We start from the raw sequence: 22,516 nt of genomic DNA, 5'->3' as shown, positions 1-22,516 counted from the left end.
CTCCGGTATGAGCGATGAGCAAGTGCCGAACGTACTGGAACGCGACTTTTGTGCAACCGCGCCAAACCAGAAATGGGCGACAGACGTCACCGAGTTCAATGTGCATGGTAACAAGCTCTATCTGTCGGCCTGCATGGACCTTTACAACGGCGAGATCGTCGCGCACCAAATGGCCAGACGTCCCGTTTACGAGCTGGTTGCCAGCACTCTGCAGGAAGCGCTTTCGCGGACCGAGTGCACTGCGGGGCTGATCGTTCACTCTGACCAAGGCTGGCACTACAAGATGCAGCCCTATCGAGCGATGCTTGCGCAGCGTGGAGTCAAGCAAAGTATGAGCCGCAAGGGGAACTGCTTTGACAACGCGGTAATTGAAAGCTTCTTCGGCACCCTAAAAGCCGAGTATTTTCATCTTGCACCACCAAATAGCGTTGATGAACTTGAAGCTGGCGTGCATGATTACGTCCGCTACTACAACCATGAGCGCATCAAGCTCAGATTGAAAGGACTCAGCCCGGTGGAGTACCGGCTGAGAAGGACCGCTTAGTTGGCGGAAGCGCAACCGTCCAAGTCTTGGGGGTCAGTTCAGTTTGATGGCGGCCAAGCGCGTTCAAAACTCGGCTGACTTTGCCATTGCCGGTCGTCACCTACCGATGGCCATGGTCATCACCACCACGTTTGCCACGTGGTTTGGTTCTGAAACCGTGTTGGGCATTCCCGCCAAGTTTGTGAATGGTGGCTTGCACGGCGTGGTGGAAGACCCCTTCGGCGCGGGCTTTTGTCTGATCTTTGTAGGCCTGTTCTTCGCGGGCAAGCTCTACCGCATGACGTTGCTCACCATCAGCGACTACTTCCGCGAGCGCTATGGCCGCGTGGTGGAAGTGGTGTGCTCTCTCATCATCATGGTCAGCTACCTTGGTTGGGTGTCGGCGCAAGTCACGGCTTTGGGCCTCGTGTTTAACTTGTTGTCCGATGGCGTGGTCAGCCTAGAGCTGGGCATGGTCATTGGCGTGGTGTCGATCTTGGCTTACACCTTGTTTGGTGGCATGTGGTCGGTGGCCATCACCGACTTCATTCAGATGATCATCTTGGTGGTGGGCTTGTCTGTGCTTGCGGTGTTTGCTGCAGACCAAGCGGGCGGGGCAGACAAGGTGTTAGAGCTGGCCATTAGCCAAGACATGTTCAAGTTCTGGCCCGAGCCACAGCTCAAAGACATTTTGTTTTTCTTCGCTTCTGCCATCACCATCATGCTGGGGTCGATTCCCCAGCAAGATGTGTTTCAACGCGTCATGTCGGCCAACAGCATCAAAGCCGCCACGCATGGCCCCGTGATTGGCGGCATTTGCTACATCTTGTTTGCGTTTGTGCCCATGTTCTTGGTGGTCAGCGCCATGATCATCATGCCCGAGCAAGCCACAACCTTGATCGCGGATGACCCCCAAAAAGTGCTGCCTACTTTGGTGATGACGCAAATGCCGTTTGTCATGCAGGTGTTGTTCTTTGGTGCGTTGTTGTCGGCCATCAAGTCGTGTGCCTCGGCCACGTTGCTGGCTCCTAGCGTCACGTTCACCGAAAATATTTGGCGTCAGTTCCACCCCCACCAAAGCGACCAGCAAGAGCTGCGCGCCATGCGCGTGACAGTGTTGGTCTTTAGCATCTTGGTGCTGGGCTATGCCATTCGCATGCAAGGCACGTCAATTTACGAGATGGTGTCTGGCGCTTACCAAGTGCCGTTGGTGGGCGCGTTTGTGCCGCTGACCTTTGGCTTGTATTGGAAACGTGCCACCACACAGGGCGCGATCTTTGCCTTGGTGCTGGGCTTGTTGACCTGGGGCTTGTTCTTGTTCACGCCTGCAGGTGAGGACTTTCCAGCGCAGCTGGCGGGCGTGTTGGCCAGTTTGACGGGCATGGTGCTGGGCTCTTTGGGCCCGCAGGCCATTCGCAATGCCCATAGTGGCCATCACAAATTGGTGGGTGCGGCTTAAGCCCGAGCCCACTTGCGCCAAAGAGGGCGGGTGCGGCGGGTTGGCCCTTGAAATAGGGTCCACGCGCCTATAATTCAGGGTTTTACCGAACCCCCTCGCCATGCCAATTTACGCCTACAAATGCGGGTCCTGCGGTCATGCCAAGGACGTGCTACAAAAAATTGCGGATGCCCCGCTGACGGATTGCCCTGAATGCGGCAAACCCACGTTTTCCAAACAACTCACCGCCGCGGGCTTTCAGCTCAAAGGCTCGGGTTGGTACGCCACCGATTTCAAAGGCGGCTCCGGCGGCACATCTGCCCCAGCCGCTACAGCGAGCACGGCTGCCGCAGCCGCGACCAGCGACAGCGCTGCTGGCAGCACCAGTTCCAGCGGCAGCGCGGATACCGCTTCTAGCAGCCCCGCCACGCCAGCAGCTTCGGGCGGTTGCGCCACGGGCTGCGCGTGTCACTGATTTTTCAAAACCGCAAAGCACTTCATGCCGATTAAAAAATACCTGCTCGCTGGCCTTTTGGTCTGGACGCCATTGGTCATCACGGCGGCTGTATTGAGCTGGCTGGTGGGCTCACTCGACAGTGCCTTCCTGGGCACGCTGACCAAGTTGCGCCTCGTCTCGCCCGACATGATTTATTGGCTTGACCATGTGCCAGGCCTCGGCGTCATTTTGTTGGTGCTGGTGTTGTTACTCACTGGCGGTTTGGTCTCTAACGTGGCAGGCCGTTGGTGGATGAAGCAATGGGACCGTTTACTGAACCAAATCCCAATCGTCAAATCTATCTACTCCAGCGTGAAGAAGGTGTCAGACACCTTGTTCTCCGATGGTGGCAACGCGTTTCGTAAAGCCTTGTTGGTGCAATACCCGCACAGCGGCACTTGGACCATTGCTTTTCAAACGGGCACGCCTGTGGGTGAAGTCGCCAGCAAACTCGATGGTGAGTATTTGAGCGTCTACGTGCCCACCACACCCAACCCCACCAGCGGCTACTTTTTGTTGGTTCCAAAGACCGATGTCATCGAACTTGACCTCAGCGTTGACGAAGCCCTGACTTATGTAATTTCCATGGGCGCTGTCTCTCCAAGCGTCCCCGCACTCAAAGAAAAGAGAAACTAAAAATGGCAATGCGCTCCCACTACTGCGGTCTCGTGACCGAAGCCCTCAATGGTCAAACCGTGAGCCTGTGCGGCTGGGTGAATCGTCGTCGTGACCACGGCGGCGTGATCTTTATTGACTTGCGTGACCGCGAAGGCTACGTGCAAGTCGTGTGCGACCCAGATCGCCCTGACATGTTCAAAGTGGCTGAGAACGTGCGCAATGAGTTTTGCGTTCAGATCAAAGGCTTGGTGCGCCCACGTCCGGATGGCACGACCAACGAAGGTTTGAAGAGCGGCAAGATTGAAGTTTTGTGCCACGAGTTGATCGTGTTGAACGAGTCGGTCACGCCGCCGTTCCAAATTGACGATGACAACTTGTCTGAGACCACACGCCTCACACACCGCGTGCTCGACCTGCGTCGCCCGTACATGCAAAACAACCTGATGCTTCGCTACAAAGTGTCGATGGAAGTGCGCAAGTACCTCGATGAAAACGGCTTTGTCGACATCGAAACACCTATGTTGACCAAGAGCACGCCCGAAGGCGCGCGCGATTACCTCGTGCCTAGCCGCGTGCATGACGGCCACTTCTTTGCGTTGCCTCAGTCGCCTCAGTTGTTCAAACAGCTGTTGATGGTGGCGGGCTATGACCGTTACTACCAAATCACCAAATGCTTCCGCGACGAAGACTTGCGCGCTGACCGTCAACCTGAATTCACGCAGATTGATATTGAAACCTCGTTCTTGAGCGAGGAAGAAATCCGCGACATGTTCCAAGGCATGATCAAGCGCGTGTTCACCAACACCATCGGCGTGGACCTGGGCGAGTTCCCCGTCATGACTTACCAAGACGCCATGCACATCTACGGCTCTGACAAGCCAGACCTGCGTGTGAAATTGCAGTTCACCGAAGTGACCGATGTCATGGGCGATGTGGACTTCAAAGTGTTCTCAGGTGCTGCCAACATGAAGGGCGGCCGCGTGGTGGCCCTGCGCGTGCCCAATGGTTCTGTGGAAGGCGGCGGCATCAGCCGTGGCGAGATCGACGCGTACACCGAGTTCGTCAAGATCTACGGCGCGAAGGGCTTGGCCTACATCCGCGTGAACGAGTTGGCCAAGGGCCGTGACGGCTTGCAGTCACCCATTGTGAAAAACATCCACGACGCAGCTTTGGCTGCAGTGCTGGAGCGCACAGGTGCACAAGACGGCGACTTGATTTTCTTCGGCGCAGACAAAGCCAAGATCGTGAACGACGCCATCGGTGCTTTGCGCATCAAGATTGGCCACAGCGAGTTCGGCAAGAAGAACGGTTTGTTTGAAAACCGTTGGGCCCCAATGTGGGTGGTCGACTTCCCGATGTTCGAGTTCGACGACGAAAGCCAACGCTACACCGCCGTGCACCACCCCTTCACCGCGCCCAAAGACGGCCACGAAGACTGGATGGTTACCGCGCCCGAGAAGTGCATCTCCAAGGGCTACGACATGGTGTTGAACGGTTGGGAAATGGGCGGCGGCTCCGTCCGTATCCACCGCGCCGACGTGCAACAAAAAGTGTTTGACGCTTTGAAGATCACGCCTGAAGAAGCCCAGCTTAAGTTTGGCTTCTTGCTCGACGCATTGCAATACGGTGCGCCTCCACACGGCGGCTTGGCCTTCGGTTTGGACCGCATCGTCACGTTGATGACCGGTGCTGAATCCATTCGCGACGTGATTGCTTTCCCTAAGACCCAACGCGCTCAGTGTTTGCTCACCCAAGCACCCAGCCCTGTGGACGAGAAGCAGTTGCGCGAATTGCACATTCGCTTGCGCAACTTGGATGCAGCCAAGGCTTAATGCATGGGCTCAATGGCATTGGTTCAATGGCACTTCGGTGCAAACGACAAAGGCTCCCTCGGGAGCCTTTTTTATATTTGCGATTTAGCGCGGTGCGTCTAAGTTGAGCACACTCGCCAGTGGCAAATCGTTGGGTGCTTCGTAATCAGCCACGATCCACGCACGGCTACTGTGCTCTGCCGCTTCGTGCAAGAACTCATGGATGACGCGAACCGATGCCAAGTCGAGTGCGGCAAATGGCTGGTCTAGCAAGGTCACGGTTGCACCTGATGCCAAAGCCGCCACCACCATCACCTTGCGGCGGCTGCCGGCTGACAGCATGCTGAGGCGTTTGTCGAGGTGTTGGGTCATGCCGAGTTCTTCGGCCAAGTCTTGCAGCAGGTCTTGATTCCAACGCGGGTAGTGCGCACGTAAAGCATCCCAACAGGCTTGCACGGTGGTGGCGTCGTGTGTCGAATCTTGCAGGTCGATCCAAAACACGCCCCCTTCAGGCGTGATCACTTGGCCTGCGGTGGGCTGTAAATCGCCCGCTAGCAAGCGCAGCAGCGTGGTCTTGCCTTTGCCTTCATCGCCACACACCCAGCTCACGCCAGGGGGCCAAGAGAACAATAGGTGTTGCAGTGGGCCGTATGCGACGTCTTGAACTGCGAGCTGAAAATGATGTGCGCTAGACATAGGCTTATCGTACGCAAAACAAGCACGCGTTTCTCTGTGTATCGACTAGGATGATTGCAGTTATGACCGTCTCCAAATTTCCTGCTCTTCAGTTTCCTCTATCAAAAGATAGCCGCCATTTGGCCTATAGCGCGGTGGGCGATGCCAACAGTCCGTATGTGCTGCTGTGCTTGCCCGGTCTGTTAGAAACCCGCGCCACGTTTGACCCGTTGCTGCAAGCCGCCGAAGGCCTGCAAGGCTTACGTGTGATCAGTGTGGACTTGTGTGGCCGAGGTGACTCCAGCCCCTTGCCCGGTGACAAGGGGTACACCATGAGGGTGTACTTAGAAGATATCGTGCATTTCATTCGCGCCGAGTTGATCCCCGATGGCAAACCAGTGCCGCATATCGAGGTGTTGGGCACCAGCATGGGGGGCATTTTGGCCATGTACTTGGCACACGATGCGCAAAACCAAGTGAGCGGTCTGTTCTTCAACGACATTGGTTTGGACTTGCCGTGGATGTCGATCTACGGTTTGTACGACGGCATGAAAAAAGAAGGCCGCTTGCCTACGCCGGAAGAAATGGCAGCCAAGTTCAATGTGAGCATTGGCGCTGTGCTGGCGGTGCAATCACCTTCGCACTTCGATCTGCCTTATCGCAAAGACTGGAAGGGTATGAAGTTTGGCCACTTGCTCAGTGGCTTCAAAGGCCCCGTGCGTTTGATGCACGGCAGCGAATCGGGTGTGTGTCCGGCCCAGCAAGTCAAAGAGCTGCAGCGCGAATTTCCCAAAGCGCAGGTGCTCGAAGTGACAGGTGCTGCACACCCCGTGCCGTTCAATGCGATGGTGAACCAGTTTGTGTTGCAAGCGCTTCATTTGCCCGCTGCCACGCCAGCCAAACCAGAACCCGTGCGCGAAGCCCCTGTGCAGCAGGCGCAGCAAATGCCGATGCCGTTTGACACACCAGCCGCAGCACCTCAACCCAAAGCTACGCCTGAACCTGTGGCAGAACCAGAGCCTGTTCAGCCAAAGGCAGCGACAGCTCAGCAGGGCACTGAGCCACGCGTGGGATTACTGGGCTTGCTCAAGCAGCTGCTAGGCGCCACAAAGAAGTAACTTCTTTGGCGCGTGCTGCGTGCAGCGGATCGGTCTCGTCGCTGGCTTTGCCGTGACGCGGCTTGATGTCATGGCGATCCACCAGTTTCAACCCTGCTTCGCTGATCCAACAAATCAGCTCTTCACGCGTGCGCAGTCCCAAGTGCTCGGCCAAGTCCGACAAGATCAGCCAGCCTTCGCCATTGGGCGCAAGGTGCTCACGCAACCCACTTAAGAAACCGCGCAGCATGCGGCTGCCTTCGTCGTACACCGCGTGCTCAATGGGTGAGCTGGGACGAGCAGGTACCCACGGGGGGTTGCACACAATCAGCGGCGCTTGGCCTTCTGGGAATAAATCGGTTTGCACCAATTCCACTTTGTCGATGCGCTGCAAGCGTTGCAGGTTCTCACGCGCGCAGGTAAGGGCGCGTGGGTCTTGGTCGGTCGCGACGATGCGTTGCACGCCGCGTTTGGCCAACACAGCAGACAACACGCCGGTGCCCACGCCAATATCAAACGCGAGCGATTTGTCTTTGATGGGCGTATTCGCCACGAGGTCCACATACTCACCACGTACCGGCGAGAACACGCCGTAGTGTGGGTAGATGCGGTTGTTGGGTGCGTCACCCAGGGCTGCTATCTCTACGCCTTTTTTGCGCCACTCATGTGCGCCCACTACGCCTAGCAGTTCGCGCATAGACACCATACAGGCTTCACCATTGGCAGGGCCCCATGCATCTGTGCAGGCTTGTTTGAGGTCGGGTGCGCGGCGTAATGGGATGGTGTAGTCGCCCTCTAAGGGCACGATCACCATGGCCAAGATGCGTGCGCGTTGCCCCAAAGCCAAGCGGTGTGCATTGAAGGCTTGTACTGGCGAGAGTTCAGCCTCTGGCTTTTTGTTTTTCTTTGGCTTGCGCTCGGTGCGACGAGCCAAGGCTTGTAGCAGTTGGCGTGCGTTGTGAAAGTCACCTTGCCACAGTAGACCTGTGCCCTCGCAAGCGAGTCGGTAGGCCGTGTCGGCCGACATGGTGTCGTCCGCGGCCACCACACGACGTGGGGCGGCTGCGCCGCTTTCGGCGCGCCAGGTGGGTAAGGTGTCGAGTGGGGTGAGCATGGCGGCATCATAGAGCGGGCTTGCGGGCAACGAGCGTCTGTTGAGGCACACTTAAGCGCAGAACATGAAAACATTCAAAGTCGCCACCTACAACATCCACAAAGGCGTGCAGGGCTTGGGCCCCACACGCCGTCTTGAAATTCACAACCTCGGCCATGCGGTGGAGCAGTTTGATGCCGACATCGTGTGCCTGCAAGAAGTGCGGGCGTTCAACCGCCAGCAAGCCCGTCGTTTCAAGCACTGGCCCGAGCAAGCCCAAGCTGAATTTTTAGCGCCCGAGGGCTACACACCGGTGTATCGCACCAACGCCATCACCAAGCATGGTGAACATGGCAATGCCTTGCTCAGCCGCTGGCCCGTGCTGGAGCACGGCCACGAAGACATGTCGGACCACCGCTTAGAGCAACGCGGTTTGCTGCATGTCACGCTGCAAGTGCAAGAGCGCGCGGTGCATGTGATCGTGATTCACTTGGGGCTTTTGCCGGGCAGCCGTTTGCGTCAAACGCAGCAACTGCACGACTTCATTGCGCGAGAAGTGCCTGCCGATGCGCCGTTGTTGGTGGCGGGTGATTTCAACGACTGGGGTAGCGCGGTGTCGCGCATGATGGCCACGGTGGGCTTGCACACCAACATGGGCAAGCAATACCCCACCTACCCATCGCGTTTGCCGCTGGCACAGCTGGACCATGTGTATGCGCGCGGTGTGCATCGCGTGGCCACGCATGTGCCGCGCGGCCCGATTTGGGGCCGCATGTCTGACCACTTGCCCTTGCTGGTGGAGTTTGCGTGGGACACCCCATGAACGCCCAGCACGCCGCACACGACACACGTTTGTTGCGCAGCGGTGGTGCTTTGTTTGCTGCCTTGATCGAGGCGGTTGACCGCGCTCAACATGAGGTCCTTTTAGAAACCTACATTTTTGACTTTGCAGGCGCAGGCGCTGATGTGGGGCATGCGCTGACCCGTGCTGCCCAGCGCGGTGTGCGCGTGTGCTTGGTGGTGGATGGTGTGGGCACGGGCACTTTACCCCTTGAGTGGGCGAAACGTTTTGACCAAGCAGGTGTGCAGTGCCGCGTGTACTCGCCCTTGGCGGGGCTTGGCTTTTGGCTGCCCAGCCGCTGGCGGCGCTTGCATCGCAAGCTGTGTGTCGTCGATCAAGCCTTGGCGTTTTGCGGTGGCATCAACATCTTGGATGACTTCATCGACCCCAATGTGCCCGGTGGTTTGCAGTTGCCTCGCTTGGACTATGCGGTGAGCTTGCGTGGTCCTTTGGTGCGTCAGGTGCATGACGCCATGAGCCAGCTGTGGTCACGCATCGAGGCTGTACGTGAGCTGCGCAGCCAAGACATTGCAGGCGCACTCGATGCGCTGCGCAGCGCGGACCAAGATTTGAAATTGCCCACGCGCGGGACCGTGCAATTGGTGCTGCGCGACAACGTGCGCCACCGGACACAGATTGAGCGGGCATACCGCAAAGCCATTGGGGGCGCCCGCCATGACGTGGTGCTGGCCAGTGCCTATTTTTTTCCGGGCCTGCGCTTGCGCCGTGCTTTGGTGTTGGCTGCACGCCGTGGTGTGCGTGTGCGTTTGTTGCTGCAGGGCAAGTACGAATACTTCTTGCCCTACCGCGCCTCACGCCAGCTGTACGGCAAGCTGTTGGCGGCGGGTGTGGAAATTTACGAGTACCACGCCAGTGTCTTGCACGCCAAAGTGGCGGTGGTCGATGGGCATTGGGCTACCGTGGGTTCCTCCAACCTCGACCCGTTTAGCCTGCTGCTGGCGCGTGAAGCCAATGTGGTGGTGCGCGACACCACCTTTGCCCAAGACCTGCAAGCCAGCCTGAGCGAAGCCATGTACACCGGCGCGACGCGGGTGGACGCGCACACCTTTGCCCACCGACCGTGGTGGCAGCAGCTGGTGGACTGGGGCGCTTCGTTGGCCTTGCGCTTTGGCGTGTTTTTAACTGGCAAACGCTACTGAAGGCCCTAGCCCGTAGGGGCTTTGCTTCGCTGATACCATCATTGCCATGACTGCAAAAGACAACTTCGAAGGCACGCCCGTTTCTGTCAAGATCCGCGAGCGCATTGCCGCCTCACGCAAACGCTTCCACAGCAATGACAACATTGCCGAGTTCATTCAGCCCGGCGAATTGGAAGCCTTGCTCGATGAAGTCGAAATCAAAATGCAAGGCGTGCTCGACAGCTTGGTGATCGACACCGAGCACGACCACAACACCGGCGACACCGCCCGACGCGTAGCCAAGATGTACTTGCAAGAAGTCTTCAAAGGCCGCTACGTCAAAGCACCGGCCATCACCGAATTCCCTAACGCTGAGCATTTGAATGAACTGATGATCGTCGGCCCCATCACCGTGCGCAGCGCGTGTAGCCACCACTTTTGTCCTGTAATCGGCAAGATTTGGATTGGCGTGTTGCCCAACGAACGCACCAACGTGATTGGCCTGTCCAAGTACGCACGCTTGGCCGAGTGGGTCATGGGCCGCCCTCAAATTCAAGAAGAGGCCGTCGTCCAATTGGCCGACCTCATTCAAGAAAAAACACAGCCCGATGGCTTGGCCATCGTCATGGAAGCCAGCCACTTCTGTATGTCATGGCGCGGCGTCAAAGACATGGACAGCAAGATGATCAACTCGGTCATGCGCGGTGCTTTCTTGAAAGACCCCAACTTGCGTCGTGAATTTTTGTCTCTGATTCCTAAAGGTTGATGCCATGCTCGTTCGTCTGTTGTATGTGAGCCGCTCCGTTCACCCCGAAACCCCAGAGCAAACCGAATCTATTTTGGCCAGCTCGCGCGAGCACAACCTCAGCAACGGCATCACCGGCGTGCTGTGCTACGGAGGCGGTATTTACTTGCAAGCCATCGAAGGTGGCCGCAATCAAGTGAATGCGCTCTACACCCATATCGTCAAAGACCCACGCCACAAAGATGTGGTGGTGTTGGCCTATGAAGAAATCACCGAACGCCGCTTTGGTGGTTGGACCATGGGCCAAGTGCGTTTGGACAAACTCAACCCATCCATCGTGTTGAAGTACTCTGAAACACCAGAGCTTGACCCCTACGGTGTGTCGGGCCAAGTGTCGTTTGCGCTGCTGGAAGAACTGATGGCCACCGCGTCCATCATCGGTCGCGCCTGACGCGCTTGTTGGTCAGCGCTTGAGCGCCAACGCTCTCTCCATTGTTTTACTCGCAGGGCTGCTGCATGCCTTGTGGAACATCCTCGCCAAAAAAGCGGGCGGTGACGCACGGTTCGCTTGCTTCACCGCAGGCGTTGCCATGGTGGTTTGGGCCCCTATTGGGGTGTGGATCGGATGGGATGTGTTGCCACAGTGGGGCGCATGGGAATGGGGCTTTGTCACGGCCAGTGGCGTGTTGCATGTGCTGTACTTTGTGGTGTTGCTACGCGGCTATCGCCATGCCGATTTGACCGTGGTGTATCCCTTGGCGCGTGGCACAGGCCCTTTGTTGTCGTCGCTGGTGGCCTTGGTCTGGCTGGGCGAATCTATTTCGTACATCGGTGCTTTGGGTATTGCGGGTGTGGTGAGTGGTGTATTTTTAATTGCAGGTGGCACCAAGCTCATCACCGATTGGCGCCGTGTGGATGCTGTCAGTGAAGATCAACTGGTATCTCAGCGCCTGCGAATGGCAGGCTTGCGCTATGGTGTGTTGACCGGGCTCTTCATCGCCTGTTACACCGTGGTGGATGGCTATGCAGTGAAGGTGTTGTTGATGTCACCCATCTTGTTGCACTACTTGGAAAACTTGGTTCGCTTTGCCTTGTTGACGCCTGTGGTGTTGCGCGACCGACCCACGGCTTGGGCGCTGTGGCGTCACCAGTGGAAGTACGCGCTCATCGTTGGCACGATCACGCCCATCTCGTATGTGCTGGTGCTGTATGCCATGCAAACGGCACCTTTGTCTTTGGTGGCGCCTGCGCGTGAGGTGTCCATGCTTTTTGCGGCGCTCATTGGTGGTCACTTGTTGGGCGAGGGCGACCGTTGGTTGCGCGTGCTAGGTGCCTTGCTCATTGCTGCGGGTGTGGCGATGTTGGGGCTGGCATGACCGCTTCGCCACTCTTGGTGGGATGCGACTTCAGCAGCAGCCCCACCCCACGCAAACCCATCGTTGTGGCCCTGGGCCACGCCAAAACTGGGCGCGTGCAACTGCAAAGCCTGCTGCGCTTTAACACCCTTGTCTCTTTTGCCGATTGGCTGAAACTGTCACAAACGTGGGTGGGTGGTTTCGATTTGCCTTTCGGCCTGCCGCGTGAACTGGTCGAGCATCTGCAATGGCCCACCGATTGGTTGGCCTGCATGCAGCACTACAGCGCACTCAGCCGCGCCGACATTCGTGCCACCTTCAAAACCTTTTGCGATGCACGCCCCGTGGGCGGCAAGTTTGCCCACCGCGCCACCGATACTCCTGCGGGCTCTAGCCCGTCGATGAAATGGGTCAACCCACCCGTGGCCTACATGCTGCACGCGGGTGTGCCTTTGCTGATCGAGGCTGGCGTGACCTTGCCCCGCTTGCACGCACCTGCTGTGCCTGTTGCTTCACCCGAGTCATTGCGCGTCGCGCTAGAGGCCTACCCCGGCTTGCTGGCGCGTGAGCTGATTGGCAACACCAGCTACAAAAGCGATGACAAAGCCAAACAAACCCCTGAGCGTTTGATAGCCCGTAAGCAACTGCTGCAAGCTTTAGAAGTTGGCCAAACCCGTTTGGGTCTGCGCCTCAAACTCACCCATGCGCAGCACGACACCTTGGTGGACGATGCATCAGGCGACAGCCTAGACGCCGTGCTTTGCATGGTGCAAGCTGCGTGGGCACAAAGCCAGCACGAGGCGGGTGACGGGCACTACGGGCTGCCCGAATGTGACCCGCTAGAAGGCTGGATCGTCACCGCTTAACTTGTGAAGTGATTGGTATTCATTTCTGCATCGTTCTGGCTATAGTTGCACATCGCAACAAAGCTGCACGGCGCAGGAGTTTTTATGGATCGCAAAGACTGGCTGGTTCCCTTGTTGGCCGCCGTCATCGGGGTGATGGGCACATTGGGTGGCAGCTGGGTGGCGGGCTATCAGCACGAACGTGCCGCAGGTCGCCAGGCGCACATCGACCTCGCCAATCAACTTGCGGCCGAACGCGCCGCCGAACTCAATGCCTTCAAAGAATCGGGCCTGCGCTACATGAATGCCACCGATGCATTGGTGAACAACCTTGTGTTTGCTCAAGCCCGTGACAAAACCTTGGCAGAGCACCTCTCCCTCGTGCAAAGTGCGGCCAACGAAGTGATGCTGATTGGCGACGAAGAACTTACCCATCAAACCATCACCCTCAATCAAACCATCGCTCGCCTGCTCATGCCCAGCGCCAAACCCATGGAGCAGCGTTTAGGCGAACTCAATGTGCAGGTGCTAGCTTGGATCAAGCAATTCAAACGCAGCTTGGATGCTTTGAAAATGCAAAACGAAGAAGCGCTTGGCTTGCATGCCAGCGTGCAAGTGGCTGCGCCACTCAAGCGCTAAGCGCGCAGCCTAACGTTCCGACTCCAAATCCGGAATCCGATTAAACGCAATCCGCATCGGCGCATGGTCCAGCCCCGCTTGTGCGCTGGCAAAGTACACGGTGTTTTTGCCGTGCTTGCCGTTGAGTGCATCAATCGCGGCCATCAGTTTGCGGCGGTCTTTGGCAGGCGCTACACGGGCTGACAACGAGCCTGAAGGGCTAGGCTCAGTGCCTGCTGCCACCGCATCTAAAGCAGCATCCGCCGCTGCTTCCTCAAACCCAAACAAATCGCCCGTGTGCTGACCCGCTTCAATGAGGCCATGCAGCTGCACCCCAACTGTCACAGGCTGAGGCAGCAAGTGCAGGCCGCTGTGCCACAGCTGCTCTAGCGTGTGCAGCAAAAAAGCGGTGTCTTGGGTTTCGCCCACATGCGCGGCGCGGTCGTCACCCATCAGCCCACGGTTGCCGCCATAGCCGTGGCGGCAGCGCACATGCACGCTCATGCTGGTGGCGTACACGTTTTGCTTGCGCAGACGCATGGCGGCTTTTTGCGTCAGGCGGTTGAGCACCGCAAACGCACCTGCGGGGTTGCGCAGGTCGGGCGGCAGCACGTGCGAGTGGCCTAGCGACTTGGCCACCGTCTCACGCGGGCCGTACCACTGGCCGCGTAGCTTGTCGTACATCTCGGCTCCCGCCACGCCGCCCCATGCTGTGCGCAGCAGCTCGCGGGGCGCGGCATACAGCTGCTCCATCGTGTGAATGCCGCAGCGCTCTAGCCGCTGCACCATGCGCGGACCAATGCCGTTGATCGCCTTGGGCTTGAGTCCATACAAACGCTGCGGCAGCTCGTGCGCCTCAATCACCGTCAGCCCATCGGGCTTTTGCATGTTCGACGCCAGCTTGGCCAGCAGCGTGTTGGGCGCAATGCCCACCGACGTGCGCATGCATTCGCCCAGCTGCGCCACCACCTCGGCCTTGACGCGCTCGGCCAGCCCCACCGCACGTTCGCGCTGTTGCCAGCGGCCGGTTAGTTCGCACTCCATTTCGTCAATCGACAGCACTTGGCGCACGGGGGCCAGCGTGTCCACCACCGCCACCGCGCGGTGGTGCATCTCCACATACTTGGCGTGGTCGGCCAGCACGATGGCAATGTCGGGGCACAGCCGCCGCGCCTCGGCCACACCCGTGCCCGTGCCAATGCCCAGCGCCTTGGCCTCGTAACTGGCGGCAATGCAGCACGACGTTTCGGCCAGCACCGGCACCACGCCCACAGGCCGTCCGCGCAGAGCGGGGTTGAGCTGTTGTTCAACCGAAGCGAAGTAGCTATTGAAGTCGACGAAGAGGGAGCGAAGCGTCATTGAATACTGTTTATAAAAACAGTATTCTAGTCGTCGAGCCTCAAATACACCACCCCATATCCGCAGGCAACGCTTCCAGTTGCCGCAGCTGCTGAATGGCTTCCGCATCCGTGCGATACAGGTGCAGCCCCGCATGCGCTTGCAGGCAGCCTGCGCGGCGCAGCACGGTTTCTATGGGTAGCTTCATGCCGCTGATGTGCAGGCTGATGCCGCGCTCGCGCAGCATGGCTTCTAGCTTGGCGAGGCTTTCCACGCCCGTGGCGTCGATGCGGTTGATGGGCAATGCAAACAGGCACACATGGGCCACGTTGGGGTGCTGGCCGAGGTGCTCCATCACGGCGCGCTCTAGGGTGCTGGCGGCGGCAAAGTCCAGCTCGGCGTCCATGCGCAGGGCGTAAAGGTGATTCGCCAAAGGCGGCAGTTTCCACAGGTGGCGGTCGCGCAGGCTGCCGTCGGGGTGCAGGCCCACTTCAATGATGCGCGGGTGCAAGCGCGTGTGCAAGAAGTGGCTCAGGCCCATCACCACACCGGCCAGCACACCCCAATACAAACGCGGAGCCGAGAGCAGAGTGATGACAAACGTCACCACCGCCGTAGCCGCCTCGACACGGTCAATTTTGTAAAGCTGCACAAACGCGTGTGGCTTGATCAGGCCCAGCACGGCAGCCACCACGATGGCCGCCAACACCGACTGCGGCACAGGCTGCAACACCGAGGTGAAGCACAAGAGGATGACCAAAATCACTGCCACCGAAAAGATGGTGGCCCATGCCGACTGCGCGCCTGCATACAAGTTAAGCGCCGAGCGGCTGAATGACGAGCTGGTGGGAAACGCGCCACACAGACCCGATGCCACTTTGGCCAAGCCTTGGCCAATCAAGTCTTGGTCTTGGTCCCAGCGTTTGCCGCTGCGGTCGTTGTCTACTTTGGCGCTGGATGCGGTTTCTAAAAAGCTCACCAGCGTAATCACCAACGTAGGCAGCACCAACTGTTTGAACATTTCCCACTCAATGACGCTGGGCACAAACAACGCAGGCAAGCCCTGCGGCAACGCGCCCACCACCGCTGTGCCCGAGGCCTCTAGCCCCAGCGCCCAGCTAGCGCCCGCTGCACCCAGCACCACCACCAACACGGTGGGGAAAGTGGGCCGCCAGCGCCGCGCCAACAGCAGCAACACCAAGGTGACCACGCCAAACACCAAGCTGGCCCAGTCAATGCCCGCGCCTGTGGCCAACGTGGACCAGCCATTTGTAAAACCCAACATCGCCGGCATTTGCGACGAGATGATGAGCACGCCCGCGCCCTGAGTGAACGCCATCAACACCGGCGAGCTGACCAAGTTGAGCAACCAGCCAAAACGCGCAAAGCCCAACACCACTTGTAGCAAGCCCGTCATGAGCGACAGCCACACGGTGAGGTTGACCCACTCGGCACTTCCAGGCGCAGCCATCCCGCTGAGCGAGGCCGCAATCAAGATAGACGTGAGCGCCGTGGGCCCCACCGACAAACGTGGCGAAGCACTGAACAGCACCGCCACCAACGCAGGCAGCAGCGACGCATAAATGCCGGTGATGAGTGGCATGCCCGCCAACGCTGCATAAGCCACACCTTGCGGAATGACCATCAGGCCCACGCTCAGGCCCGCGAAGGCCTCGCTCTTGAGCAGTTGAGGGGTGGGCTTAGGCCAGCTTAGGAACGGGAAGAGACGCTTTGCAGAGTGCATGCGCTAATCGTAACGGCTGGCTCACCACCTGATACGCGGTAGTTTGCACAATGCGGTTTTGGGTTTGAGGTGATGGATGAACTTCACGCGGTGCAAGCAAATGGCAACAACGGCGCAAGGCCTGTGGGCTTGCATGCTTGTCACGTGGCTGCTGTGTCTGTGCGCCTCTGTGCACGCATGGCCCGGCGTGGTCACGCACGTGAGCGATGGCGACACGGTGGGTGCAACCGCTGCAAGGCGGTGAGGCGCACAAGGTGCGGCTGCTGGGCATTGACGCGCCCGAGATTTGCCAGCCGTGGGGCCCACAGTCACGCGCCGCTTTGCATGCTGCGTTGCAAGGCCAAGTGGTTGAGGTACGCGCCCGCACGCGTGACAGCTATGGCCGTTTGCTGGCGCAGCTCACGCGCCAAGGCAACGATGTGGGCGCATGGATGGTGGGGCAGGGCTATGCGTGGTCGTACAGCTACAAAAGCAACGCAGGCCCCTATGAGGCGCTGCAGCTGCAGGCGCAAACGCAGCACTTGGGTTTGTTCTCAGACGGGCGGGCTTTGCAGCCGAGGTGGTTTAGGAAGCGCTTTGGGTCGTGCCACACACCGGGCAGCTAGCGTTGCGCTGCAAGCGCACTTCGTTCCACTCCATGCCACGGCCATCCAGCATTTGCAGGCGGCCCGTCAGGCGCGAGCCCATGCCTGTGATGAGCTTGACGGTTTCCATGGCTTGCATCGTGCCAATCACGCCCACCAGTGGCGCGAGCACGCCCATGGTGGAGCACATCACTTCTTCAGGTGCATTTGCGGGCGGGAAGATGCAGGCGTAGCAGGGCGATGTGTCGTCACGTGCGTCGTACACCGACAGCTGTCCATCCATGCGAATGGCCGCGCCTGAGACGAGCGGCACTTTGTGCTTCACGCACGCCGCGTTCACGGCTTGGCGGGTTTCAAAGTTGTCGCAGCAGTCCACCACCACGGTCACCGTGGGCACGAGCGTGTTTAGCTGAGCGGCGTCTAGCTTGTGGGCCAGCGCGGTCACGCGCACTTCGGGGTTGAGGGCCAGCATGGCTTGTGCGGCTGACTCCACCTTGGGGTGACCCACACGCGCGGTGGTGTGGGCAATTTGGCGTTGCAGGTTGGTGAGGTCGACCACGTCATGGTCGGCAATCGTGATGTGGCCTACGCCGCTGGCGGCCAAGTACAACGAGACGGGAGAGCCCAAGCCGCCTGCGCCGACCACCAGTACATGGCTGTCCACCAAGAGCTGCTGGCCTTCGATGCCCACCTCGTCCAGCAGGATGTGGCGCGAATAGCGCAGCAGTTGGTCGTCGTTCACCGCAGGTTTACAAGTGAATTACTTGTCTTTCTTCTCAGCAGGACGCTCGCTTTGCGTCTTGCTGGCCAACACGGGTTGGCCTTTGAGGCGTTTCAGGGCTTGCTCGAGTTGGAAGTCTTTGTCGCTGCCAAACTCAGGTGGGCGGCGTTCGCTATTTGGCTTTTTGGATTCTTCTTCCAAACGCTTCATGGCTTCTTCGCGTGCTTTCTCTTTTTCTTTTTCCTTGGCTGCGTCTTTGGCATCTTTGCCTTGGCCGCTTTCTAGGTGCTTGTCGAGGTCGGCTTCACGCATGCGCAGGATGGCAAACGGGCTGCCTTCGGCAGTGTCGTCCAGCAACACATCAGGAACGATGCCTTTGGCTTGAATGCTGCGGCCACTTGGCGTGTAGTAACGCGCAGTGGTGATTTTCAAAGCGGTATCAGGACCCAACTGGCGCACGGTTTGCACCGAGCCTTTGCCAAAAGTTTGGCTGCCCATGATGGTGGCACGTTTGTGGTCTTGCAAAGCACCGGCCACGATTTCGCTGGCAGAGGCCGAGCCTTCGTTCACCAACACCACCAATGGGACGGTGCGGTAAATGCCTTTGGTGTTTTGGTGCAAACGGGCCACAGGGTCGTTACTGCCATTGCGGCGGTAAAACTCGGGCGAGGCTTTGTAAACAAACTTGCTCTCAGCCAATTGGCCATTAGTCGACACCACGGCAATGTTCTCAGGCAAGAACACGGCAGACACGGCCACGGCTGCATCGAGCAAGCCACCTGGGTCATTGCGCAGGTCGAGCACCAAGCCTTTGAGCTTGGGTTCTTGTTTGTAGATTTCTTCCAGCTTCTTGGTGAAGTCATCCACCGAGCGGTCTTGGAATTGGCTCAAGCGAATCCAGCCGTAGCCGGTTTCCATCACTTTGCCTTTGACGCTTTGGGTTTTGATTTCCTCGCGCACGATGTTCACGGGGAAGGTGCGGTTCTCGTCTTTGCGGAAAATGGTGAGGATCACCTTTGTGCCTGGCTCGCCACGCATGCGTTTGACGGCTTCATTGAGCGACAGGCCTTTGACAGCCGTGTCGTCAATCTTGGTGATCAAATCGCCCGACTTGATGCCGCCACGGAAAGCGGGGGAACCTTCAATGGGCGACACGATTTTGATCAAACCTTCTTCTTGGGTGATCTCGATGCCAACGCCCACAAAGCGGCCGGTGGTGCCTTCGCGGAATTCTTTGAAAGATTTTTTGTCGTAGTACTGCGAGTGAGGATCGAGGCTAGCGACCATGCCCGAGATGGCATCGCTGATGAGTTTTTTCTCGTCTACGGGTTCGACGTAGTCACTCTTGACCATGCTGAACACCGCAGCGAGCTGCTGCAGTTCTTCCAGCGGCAGAGGGGCCATGTTGGCGCGTGCCGCGGTTTGCAACGAAACAGTGGTCAGTGCGCCGGTCAGGGCGCCGATGGCGACCCAGCCTGCAATCTTGAGTTTTTGACGCATGTGGCCTTCGAGAAATAACAAATTCAACAGGGGCTCAATATACAACGCGCCCAGAAGGCGCGCTGTGAGTGGGACGATTAGGCTTTGCCTTGTGTGGCTACCGCAGCGGCTGCTTTGGCAGCGGCTTCGGCATCACCCAAATAGTAGTGACGGATGGGTTTGAGGTTTTCATCCAACTCATACACAAGTGGGATCCCGTTAGGAATATTCAAGCTCACGATGTCTTGGTCGCTAATGCCGTCCAAATACTTGATGAGCGCACGGATCGAGTTGCCGTGCGCCGCGATGACGATGCGCTTGCCCGACTTGATGGCAGGTGCAAGGGCTTCGTTCCAGAAAGGCACCACGCGCGACACGGTGTCTTTCAAACATTCAGTCAAGGGCACGGGGTTGGGTTCGAAGCGGGTGTAGCGCGGGTCGTTACGCTCGCTGCGGGGGTCTGTGGCTTCTAGCTCAGGCGGTGGTGTGTCGTAGCTGCGACGCCAGACCAGCACTTGCTCGTCGCCGTATTGCTTGGCCATATCGGCTTTGTTCAAGCCTTGCAAGCCGCCGTAGTGGCGCTCGTTCAAACGCCAACTTTTGACCACAGGCAACCAAGTTGCGTCCATCTCGTCCAAGGCGAGGAACAGGGTGCGAATGGCGCGCTTGAGCACGCTGGTGTAGGCCACATCAAACTCATAGCCTTCGGCCTTGAGCAGCTTGCCTGCGTTCTTGGCTTGCTCCACGCCGGTGGGGGTGAGGTCGACATCGGTCCAGCCGGTGAAGCGGTTTTCAAGGTTCCAAGTGGATTCGCCGTGGCGGATTAATACGAGCTTGTACATGGTTTAAATCAACAGAGTCAGTGAAAGATTGGCTGTGATTTTAGAATGCTGCCCTGACTCGATACTTTTACCCACCGTTTTTTGTTTTTTGAACTGGATTCCCCTGTGAAATTTATTCTCGATAACTGGATGTTGATCTCCATCGCCCTGAGCACTGGCTTCTTTTTGCTGCTGCCCGTGGTGCAAGGCGCTGCAGCCACCGGTATTTCGCCCGCAGAAGCGGTTCTGTGCATGAACCGTGAAAAAGGTGTGGTGATTGACGTGTGCGGCGCAGACGAATACGCCCAAGGCCACATCAAAGGCGCCGTGAACGTGCCGTTGGACGAGCTGGAAGCCCGTTTGGACAAGGCCGTGAAGAACAAAAGCACACCCGTCATCATGGTGTGTGCAGCCGGTGCGCGCTCAAAGCGTGCCCAAGGCATTGCGCAAAAACTGGGTTACGAGAAGGTGCATTCGCTGCACGGCGGGCTGAAAGCTTGGAAAGAAGCTAACCTGCCCGTTACTAAAGCCTAAGTTTTTGGCTTCATTACTTCGGAGAATTCCCCATGCCCGCCGTCAAGATGTACACCACCGCCGTTTGCCCATATTGCATTCGTGCCAAGCAACTGCTGAACGCTAAGGGCGTGGCCCAGATCGAAGAAATTCGCATCGATACCGACCCCACAGCGCGTGCACACATGATGGAAATCACGGGTCGCCGCACCGTGCCGCAAATCTTCATTGGTGACACCCATGTGGGCGGTTGCGATGATTTGATGGCCTTAGATGCCAAAGGTGGTTTGCTGCCTTTGCTGCAATCTTGAGCTGACATAATTAGCCATCCCGATTTGCTGCCCGCTTCGGTATAGCCGATGCGGGCATTTTTTTGTTTTAGGAAATAACAATGTCAGACGAACAAGCCACTCCAGTTTTTCAAATTCAACGCGTCTATTTGAAAGACCTGTCTTTGGAGCAACCCAACTCACCCGCCATCCTGACCAGCACCGAGCAACCTTCGGTGGACATCCAGTTGGGCGTGGGCATGGAACACGTGGCCGACGGCATTGTGGAAGTGACTGTGACCGCCACCGTCACCACCAAGATTGAAGACAAAACTGTGTTCTTGGTCGAAGCCAAGCAAGCTGGCATTTTCGAAGTACGCAACTTGCCTGAAGACCAAATGGGCCCCGTCATCGGCATTGCTTGCCCACAAATCATTTACCCCTACCTGCGCGGCAACGTGGCTGACGTGATTCAACGTGCTGGCTTCCCACCCGTGCACTTGGCCGAAATCAACTTCCAAGCCATGTACGAACAACAGCAGCAACAAGCGGCTGGCTCAGTTCAGTAATTGCGCGTTGAGGCTGTCGACATGAAGATTGCCGTTTTAGGTGCAGGCGCGTGGGGCACAGCGCTGGCGATCAACGCTGGCGCACACCACACCGTGACGCTGTGGGCACGCGATGTGCCTCAGGCCCAAGCCATGCAAGCCGAGCGTGTGAACACGCGCTACTTGCCTGAGCAGCCCTTCACCGCAGGCGTTCAAGTGTCGTCAGCCCCTCTCGGCCCTTGGCTGGCCGAGCAAGATTTGGTCGTCATTGGCTCGCCCATGAGCAGCCTGCGCGGCATGCTGACACAGCTTGCGCCCATCTTGGGTAGCAGCGTGCCTGTGGCTTGGTTGTGCAAAGGCTTTGAAGCGGCATCGGTGGGTGACGGCTACATGGCCCACGAAGTGCAAGCCCAAGTGGCCCCTGCGCTGCGCGGTGGCGCTTTGAGTGGTCCCAGCTTTGCGCAAGAAGTGGCGCGCGGCATGCCCACCGCCTTGGTGGCCGCCAGCAGCGACGCTGCGGTGCGCGACGCCATGGTGCAAGCCTTTCACAACAACAGCCTGCGCGTGTATGCCAACGACGACATCGTGGGCGTGGAAGTGGGTGGCGCTGTCAAAAACGTGTTGGCCATCGCCACCGGTTTGTGCGATGGCTTGCAGCTGGGCCTGAATGCCCGTGCCGCACTCATCACACGCGGCTTGGCCGAAATCACTCGCCTAGGCGTTGCACTGGGCGCCAAGACAGAAACCTTCATGGGCTTGTCGGGCTTGGGCGACTTGGTGCTCACCTCCACTGGTGACCTCAGCCGCAACCGTAAAGTTGGCTTGGCTTTGGCCCAAGGCATGACGCTGCAACAAGCGGTCGATTCACTGGGCCATGTGGCCGAAGGCGTGTATTGCGCCCGCACCGTGGTGCAACGTGCGCAGCACTTGGGTGTGGACATGCCGATTGCTCAGGCCGTTGTTGCGTTGCTGGATGGTGATATCACGCCAGCTCAAGCGGTGGCTTTGCTGATGGGGCGTGGCGCAAAGGGCGAATAGCTTTTTGCTGAGCTCGCTTCTCGTCTAGGGAATGAGCGGGTTCCTCATGCTGGGGTACCAGAAATCGTCACCCGCCCACTCCCTAGGCAAGAAGACTGCGGCTGACAAATGGGTGTTTTGAAAACCTCTGGCGCAGGTTAGTTGCTTCAACGTCGCTTTCGTTCCAG

Annotated in this window: 25 protein-coding genes; 18 read left to right on the top strand and 7 right to left on the bottom strand. The window is 58.3% G+C overall.

Features of this window, described 5'->3' with window-relative positions; all coding sequences use genetic code 11:
- The 5 genes from C5F52_RS26220 to aspS all read left to right on the top strand — a co-directional run.
- Nucleotides 1-544, top strand: a 544-nt coding sequence (locus C5F52_RS26220) for an IS3 family transposase (RefSeq protein ID WP_146100169.1), incomplete at its 5' end; no start/stop codon positions are given.
- Between the two features lie 46 nt (nucleotides 545-590).
- Nucleotides 591-1,982: a sodium:solute symporter family protein gene (locus C5F52_RS26215; RefSeq protein ID WP_104801316.1), complete on the top strand. Its 1,392-nt coding sequence runs from the start codon at nucleotides 591-593 to the stop codon at nucleotides 1,980-1,982.
- A 100-nt stretch (nucleotides 1,983-2,082) separates the two neighbouring features.
- Nucleotides 2,083-2,436 carry an FmdB family zinc ribbon protein gene (locus C5F52_RS26210; protein ID WP_104801315.1) on the top strand — a complete coding sequence of 118 codons (354 nt, stop codon included), beginning with the start codon at nucleotides 2,083-2,085 and terminating at the stop codon, nucleotides 2,434-2,436.
- Nucleotides 2,437-2,460: 24 nt separating this feature from the next.
- Nucleotides 2,461-3,093, top strand: a complete 633-nt coding sequence (locus C5F52_RS26205) for a DUF502 domain-containing protein (protein ID WP_104801314.1) — start codon at nucleotides 2,461-2,463, stop codon at nucleotides 3,091-3,093.
- A gap of 2 nt (nucleotides 3,094-3,095) precedes the next feature.
- Complete coding sequence (gene aspS / locus C5F52_RS26200) at nucleotides 3,096-4,907, top strand: aspartate--tRNA ligase (protein ID WP_104801313.1); 1,812 nt, start codon at nucleotides 3,096-3,098, stop codon at nucleotides 4,905-4,907.
- A gap of 84 nt (nucleotides 4,908-4,991) precedes the next feature.
- On the opposite strand, the gene C5F52_RS26195 is transcribed toward aspS, so the two are convergent.
- Nucleotides 4,992-5,582 (bottom strand): ATP-binding cassette domain-containing protein, encoded by a 591-nt coding sequence (locus tag C5F52_RS26195; RefSeq protein WP_104801312.1) that lies wholly within the window; start codon nucleotides 5,580-5,582, stop codon nucleotides 4,992-4,994.
- Between the two features lie 62 nt (nucleotides 5,583-5,644).
- Between C5F52_RS26195 and C5F52_RS26190 the strand changes: the two genes are divergently transcribed.
- Nucleotides 5,645-6,679, top strand: a complete 1,035-nt coding sequence (locus C5F52_RS26190) for an alpha/beta fold hydrolase (RefSeq protein WP_161499770.1) — start codon at nucleotides 5,645-5,647, stop codon at nucleotides 6,677-6,679.
- Here C5F52_RS26190 and C5F52_RS26185 read toward each other — a convergent pair.
- Nucleotides 6,648-7,772 carry a class I SAM-dependent methyltransferase gene (locus C5F52_RS26185; RefSeq protein WP_104801327.1) on the bottom strand — a complete coding sequence of 375 codons (1,125 nt, stop codon included), beginning with the start codon at nucleotides 7,770-7,772 and terminating at the stop codon, nucleotides 6,648-6,650. The two genes, C5F52_RS26190 and C5F52_RS26185, sit on opposite strands and share 32 nt — an antisense overlap.
- A 64-nt stretch (nucleotides 7,773-7,836) precedes the next feature.
- On the opposite strand from C5F52_RS26185, the gene C5F52_RS26180 reads away from it, so the two are divergent.
- From C5F52_RS26180 to C5F52_RS26150, 7 genes are all read left to right on the top strand, one after another.
- Nucleotides 7,837-8,574 (top strand): endonuclease/exonuclease/phosphatase family protein, encoded by a 738-nt coding sequence (locus C5F52_RS26180; RefSeq protein ID WP_104801310.1) that lies wholly within the window; start codon nucleotides 7,837-7,839, stop codon nucleotides 8,572-8,574.
- The gene (clsB, locus tag C5F52_RS26175) at nucleotides 8,571-9,752 is read left to right on the top strand and encodes a cardiolipin synthase ClsB (RefSeq protein WP_104801309.1); all 1,182 of its coding nucleotides are present in this window, start codon (nucleotides 8,571-8,573) and stop codon (nucleotides 9,750-9,752) included. Before C5F52_RS26180 ends, clsB begins: the two co-directional genes overlap by 4 nt.
- 46 nt (nucleotides 9,753-9,798) lie before the next feature.
- Nucleotides 9,799-10,497: a GTP cyclohydrolase I gene (gene folE, locus C5F52_RS26170; RefSeq protein ID WP_104801308.1), complete on the top strand. Its 699-nt coding sequence runs from the start codon at nucleotides 9,799-9,801 to the stop codon at nucleotides 10,495-10,497.
- A gap of 4 nt (nucleotides 10,498-10,501) precedes the next feature.
- Nucleotides 10,502-10,927, top strand: coding sequence for a BLUF domain-containing protein (locus tag C5F52_RS26165; protein WP_104801307.1), 426 nt, complete (start codon nucleotides 10,502-10,504; stop codon nucleotides 10,925-10,927).
- A gap of 19 nt (nucleotides 10,928-10,946) precedes the next feature.
- A complete protein-coding gene (locus C5F52_RS26160; RefSeq protein WP_104801306.1) occupies nucleotides 10,947-11,852 on the top strand; it encodes a DMT family transporter in 906 nt (301 codons plus the stop codon).
- Complete coding sequence (locus C5F52_RS26155; RefSeq protein WP_104801305.1) at nucleotides 11,849-12,697, top strand: DUF429 domain-containing protein; 849 nt, start codon at nucleotides 11,849-11,851, stop codon at nucleotides 12,695-12,697. Before C5F52_RS26160 ends, C5F52_RS26155 begins: the two co-directional genes overlap by 4 nt.
- Nucleotides 12,698-12,781: 84 nt before the next feature.
- On the top strand, nucleotides 12,782-13,315 hold the full coding sequence (locus C5F52_RS26150; RefSeq protein ID WP_104801304.1) for a hypothetical protein: 534 nt from the start codon (nucleotides 12,782-12,784) through the stop codon (nucleotides 13,313-13,315).
- Between the two features lie 9 nt (nucleotides 13,316-13,324).
- On the opposite strand, the gene C5F52_RS26145 is transcribed toward C5F52_RS26150, so the two are convergent.
- Nucleotides 13,325-14,653 carry a DUF4113 domain-containing protein gene (locus tag C5F52_RS26145; RefSeq protein ID WP_104801303.1) on the bottom strand — a complete coding sequence of 443 codons (1,329 nt, stop codon included), beginning with the start codon at nucleotides 14,651-14,653 and terminating at the stop codon, nucleotides 13,325-13,327.
- 40 nt (nucleotides 14,654-14,693) lie between these two features.
- Nucleotides 14,694-16,376: a SulP family inorganic anion transporter gene (locus C5F52_RS26140; RefSeq protein WP_104801302.1), complete on the bottom strand. Its 1,683-nt coding sequence runs from the start codon at nucleotides 16,374-16,376 to the stop codon at nucleotides 14,694-14,696.
- A gap of 206 nt (nucleotides 16,377-16,582) precedes the next feature.
- Here C5F52_RS26140 and C5F52_RS26135 point away from each other — a divergent pair, with 206 nt between their 5' ends.
- Nucleotides 16,583-16,981 (top strand): thermonuclease family protein, encoded by a 399-nt coding sequence (locus C5F52_RS26135; protein WP_104801301.1) that lies wholly within the window; start codon nucleotides 16,583-16,585, stop codon nucleotides 16,979-16,981.
- On the opposite strand, the gene C5F52_RS26130 is transcribed toward C5F52_RS26135, so the two are convergent.
- The 3 genes from C5F52_RS26130 to gpmA all read right to left on the bottom strand — a co-directional run bounded on the left by C5F52_RS26130 (nucleotide 16,941) and on the right by gpmA (nucleotide 20,002).
- The gene (locus tag C5F52_RS26130; RefSeq protein ID WP_104801300.1) at nucleotides 16,941-17,702 is read right to left on the bottom strand and encodes a molybdopterin-synthase adenylyltransferase MoeB; all 762 of its coding nucleotides are present in this window, start codon (nucleotides 17,700-17,702) and stop codon (nucleotides 16,941-16,943) included. The genes C5F52_RS26135 and C5F52_RS26130 overlap by 41 nt on opposite strands.
- An 18-nt stretch (nucleotides 17,703-17,720) precedes the next feature.
- Entirely contained in the window at nucleotides 17,721-19,181 is a 1,461-nt protein-coding gene (locus C5F52_RS26125) for a S41 family peptidase (protein ID WP_104801299.1), read from the bottom strand.
- 77 nt (nucleotides 19,182-19,258) lie between these two features.
- Nucleotides 19,259-20,002, bottom strand: coding sequence for a 2,3-diphosphoglycerate-dependent phosphoglycerate mutase (gpmA, locus tag C5F52_RS26120; protein WP_104801298.1), 744 nt, complete (start codon nucleotides 20,000-20,002; stop codon nucleotides 19,259-19,261).
- A 105-nt stretch (nucleotides 20,003-20,107) separates the two neighbouring features.
- Here gpmA and C5F52_RS26115 point away from each other — a divergent pair, with 105 nt between their 5' ends.
- The 4 genes from C5F52_RS26115 (at nucleotide 20,108) to C5F52_RS26100 (ending at nucleotide 22,349) form a co-directional block, all read left to right on the top strand.
- The gene (locus C5F52_RS26115; RefSeq protein ID WP_104801326.1) at nucleotides 20,108-20,515 is read left to right on the top strand and encodes a rhodanese-like domain-containing protein; all 408 of its coding nucleotides are present in this window, start codon (nucleotides 20,108-20,110) and stop codon (nucleotides 20,513-20,515) included.
- Nucleotides 20,516-20,547: 32 nt separating this feature from the next.
- Nucleotides 20,548-20,805 (top strand): glutaredoxin 3, encoded by a 258-nt coding sequence (grxC, locus tag C5F52_RS26110; protein ID WP_104801297.1) that lies wholly within the window; start codon nucleotides 20,548-20,550, stop codon nucleotides 20,803-20,805.
- A gap of 80 nt (nucleotides 20,806-20,885) precedes the next feature.
- A complete protein-coding gene (secB, locus tag C5F52_RS26105; protein ID WP_104801296.1) occupies nucleotides 20,886-21,332 on the top strand; it encodes a protein-export chaperone SecB in 447 nt (148 codons plus the stop codon).
- Nucleotides 21,333-21,353: 21 nt separating this feature from the next.
- Nucleotides 21,354-22,349, top strand: a complete 996-nt coding sequence (locus C5F52_RS26100; protein WP_104801295.1) for an NAD(P)H-dependent glycerol-3-phosphate dehydrogenase — start codon at nucleotides 21,354-21,356, stop codon at nucleotides 22,347-22,349.
- Nucleotides 22,350-22,516 lie beyond the last annotated feature (167 nt).

Source organism: Limnohabitans sp. TS-CS-82, from assembly GCF_002943475.1.
The sequence above is the reverse complement of the archived record's forward strand: the minus strand, read 5'-3'. Positions and strand labels throughout refer to the sequence as shown.

What these genes read in the sequence shown, in the direction of transcription:
- aspS (WP_104801313.1), top strand. Translation starts at nt 3,096, where the DNA reads ATGGCAATGCGCTCCCACTACTGCGGTCTCGTGACCGAAGCCCTCAAT.
- C5F52_RS26185 (WP_104801327.1), bottom strand. Translation starts at nt 7,772, where the DNA reads ATGCTCACCCCACTCGACACCTTACCCACCTGGCGCGCCGAAAGCGGC.
- C5F52_RS26195 (WP_104801312.1), bottom strand. Translation starts at nt 5,582, where the DNA reads ATGTCTAGCGCACATCATTTTCAGCTCGCAGTTCAAGACGTCGCATAC.
- C5F52_RS26155 (WP_104801305.1), top strand. Translation starts at nt 11,849, where the DNA reads ATGACCGCTTCGCCACTCTTGGTGGGATGCGACTTCAGCAGCAGCCCC.
- C5F52_RS26135 (WP_104801301.1), top strand. Translation starts at nt 16,583, where the DNA reads ATGGCGACACGGTGGGTGCAACCGCTGCAAGGCGGTGAGGCGCACAAG.
- C5F52_RS26205 (WP_104801314.1), top strand. Translation starts at nt 2,461, where the DNA reads ATGCCGATTAAAAAATACCTGCTCGCTGGCCTTTTGGTCTGGACGCCA.
- C5F52_RS26145 (WP_104801303.1), bottom strand. Translation starts at nt 14,653, where the DNA reads ATGACGCTTCGCTCCCTCTTCGTCGACTTCAATAGCTACTTCGCTTCG.
- C5F52_RS26140 (WP_104801302.1), bottom strand. Translation starts at nt 16,376, where the DNA reads ATGCACTCTGCAAAGCGTCTCTTCCCGTTCCTAAGCTGGCCTAAGCCC.
- C5F52_RS26210 (WP_104801315.1), top strand. Translation starts at nt 2,083, where the DNA reads ATGCCAATTTACGCCTACAAATGCGGGTCCTGCGGTCATGCCAAGGAC.
- grxC (WP_104801297.1), top strand. Translation starts at nt 20,548, where the DNA reads ATGCCCGCCGTCAAGATGTACACCACCGCCGTTTGCCCATATTGCATT.
- C5F52_RS26215 (WP_104801316.1), top strand. Translation starts at nt 591, where the DNA reads ATGGCGGCCAAGCGCGTTCAAAACTCGGCTGACTTTGCCATTGCCGGT.
- gpmA (WP_104801298.1), bottom strand. Translation starts at nt 20,002, where the DNA reads ATGTACAAGCTCGTATTAATCCGCCACGGCGAATCCACTTGGAACCTT.
- C5F52_RS26150 (WP_104801304.1), top strand. Translation starts at nt 12,782, where the DNA reads ATGGATCGCAAAGACTGGCTGGTTCCCTTGTTGGCCGCCGTCATCGGG.
- clsB (WP_104801309.1), top strand. Translation starts at nt 8,571, where the DNA reads ATGAACGCCCAGCACGCCGCACACGACACACGTTTGTTGCGCAGCGGT.
- C5F52_RS26180 (WP_104801310.1), top strand. Translation starts at nt 7,837, where the DNA reads ATGAAAACATTCAAAGTCGCCACCTACAACATCCACAAAGGCGTGCAG.
- folE (WP_104801308.1), top strand. Translation starts at nt 9,799, where the DNA reads ATGACTGCAAAAGACAACTTCGAAGGCACGCCCGTTTCTGTCAAGATC.
- C5F52_RS26125 (WP_104801299.1), bottom strand. Translation starts at nt 19,181, where the DNA reads ATGCGTCAAAAACTCAAGATTGCAGGCTGGGTCGCCATCGGCGCCCTG.
- C5F52_RS26100 (WP_104801295.1), top strand. Translation starts at nt 21,354, where the DNA reads ATGAAGATTGCCGTTTTAGGTGCAGGCGCGTGGGGCACAGCGCTGGCG.
- C5F52_RS26165 (WP_104801307.1), top strand. Translation starts at nt 10,502, where the DNA reads ATGCTCGTTCGTCTGTTGTATGTGAGCCGCTCCGTTCACCCCGAAACC.
- secB (WP_104801296.1), top strand. Translation starts at nt 20,886, where the DNA reads ATGTCAGACGAACAAGCCACTCCAGTTTTTCAAATTCAACGCGTCTAT.
- C5F52_RS26190 (WP_161499770.1), top strand. Translation starts at nt 5,645, where the DNA reads ATGACCGTCTCCAAATTTCCTGCTCTTCAGTTTCCTCTATCAAAAGAT.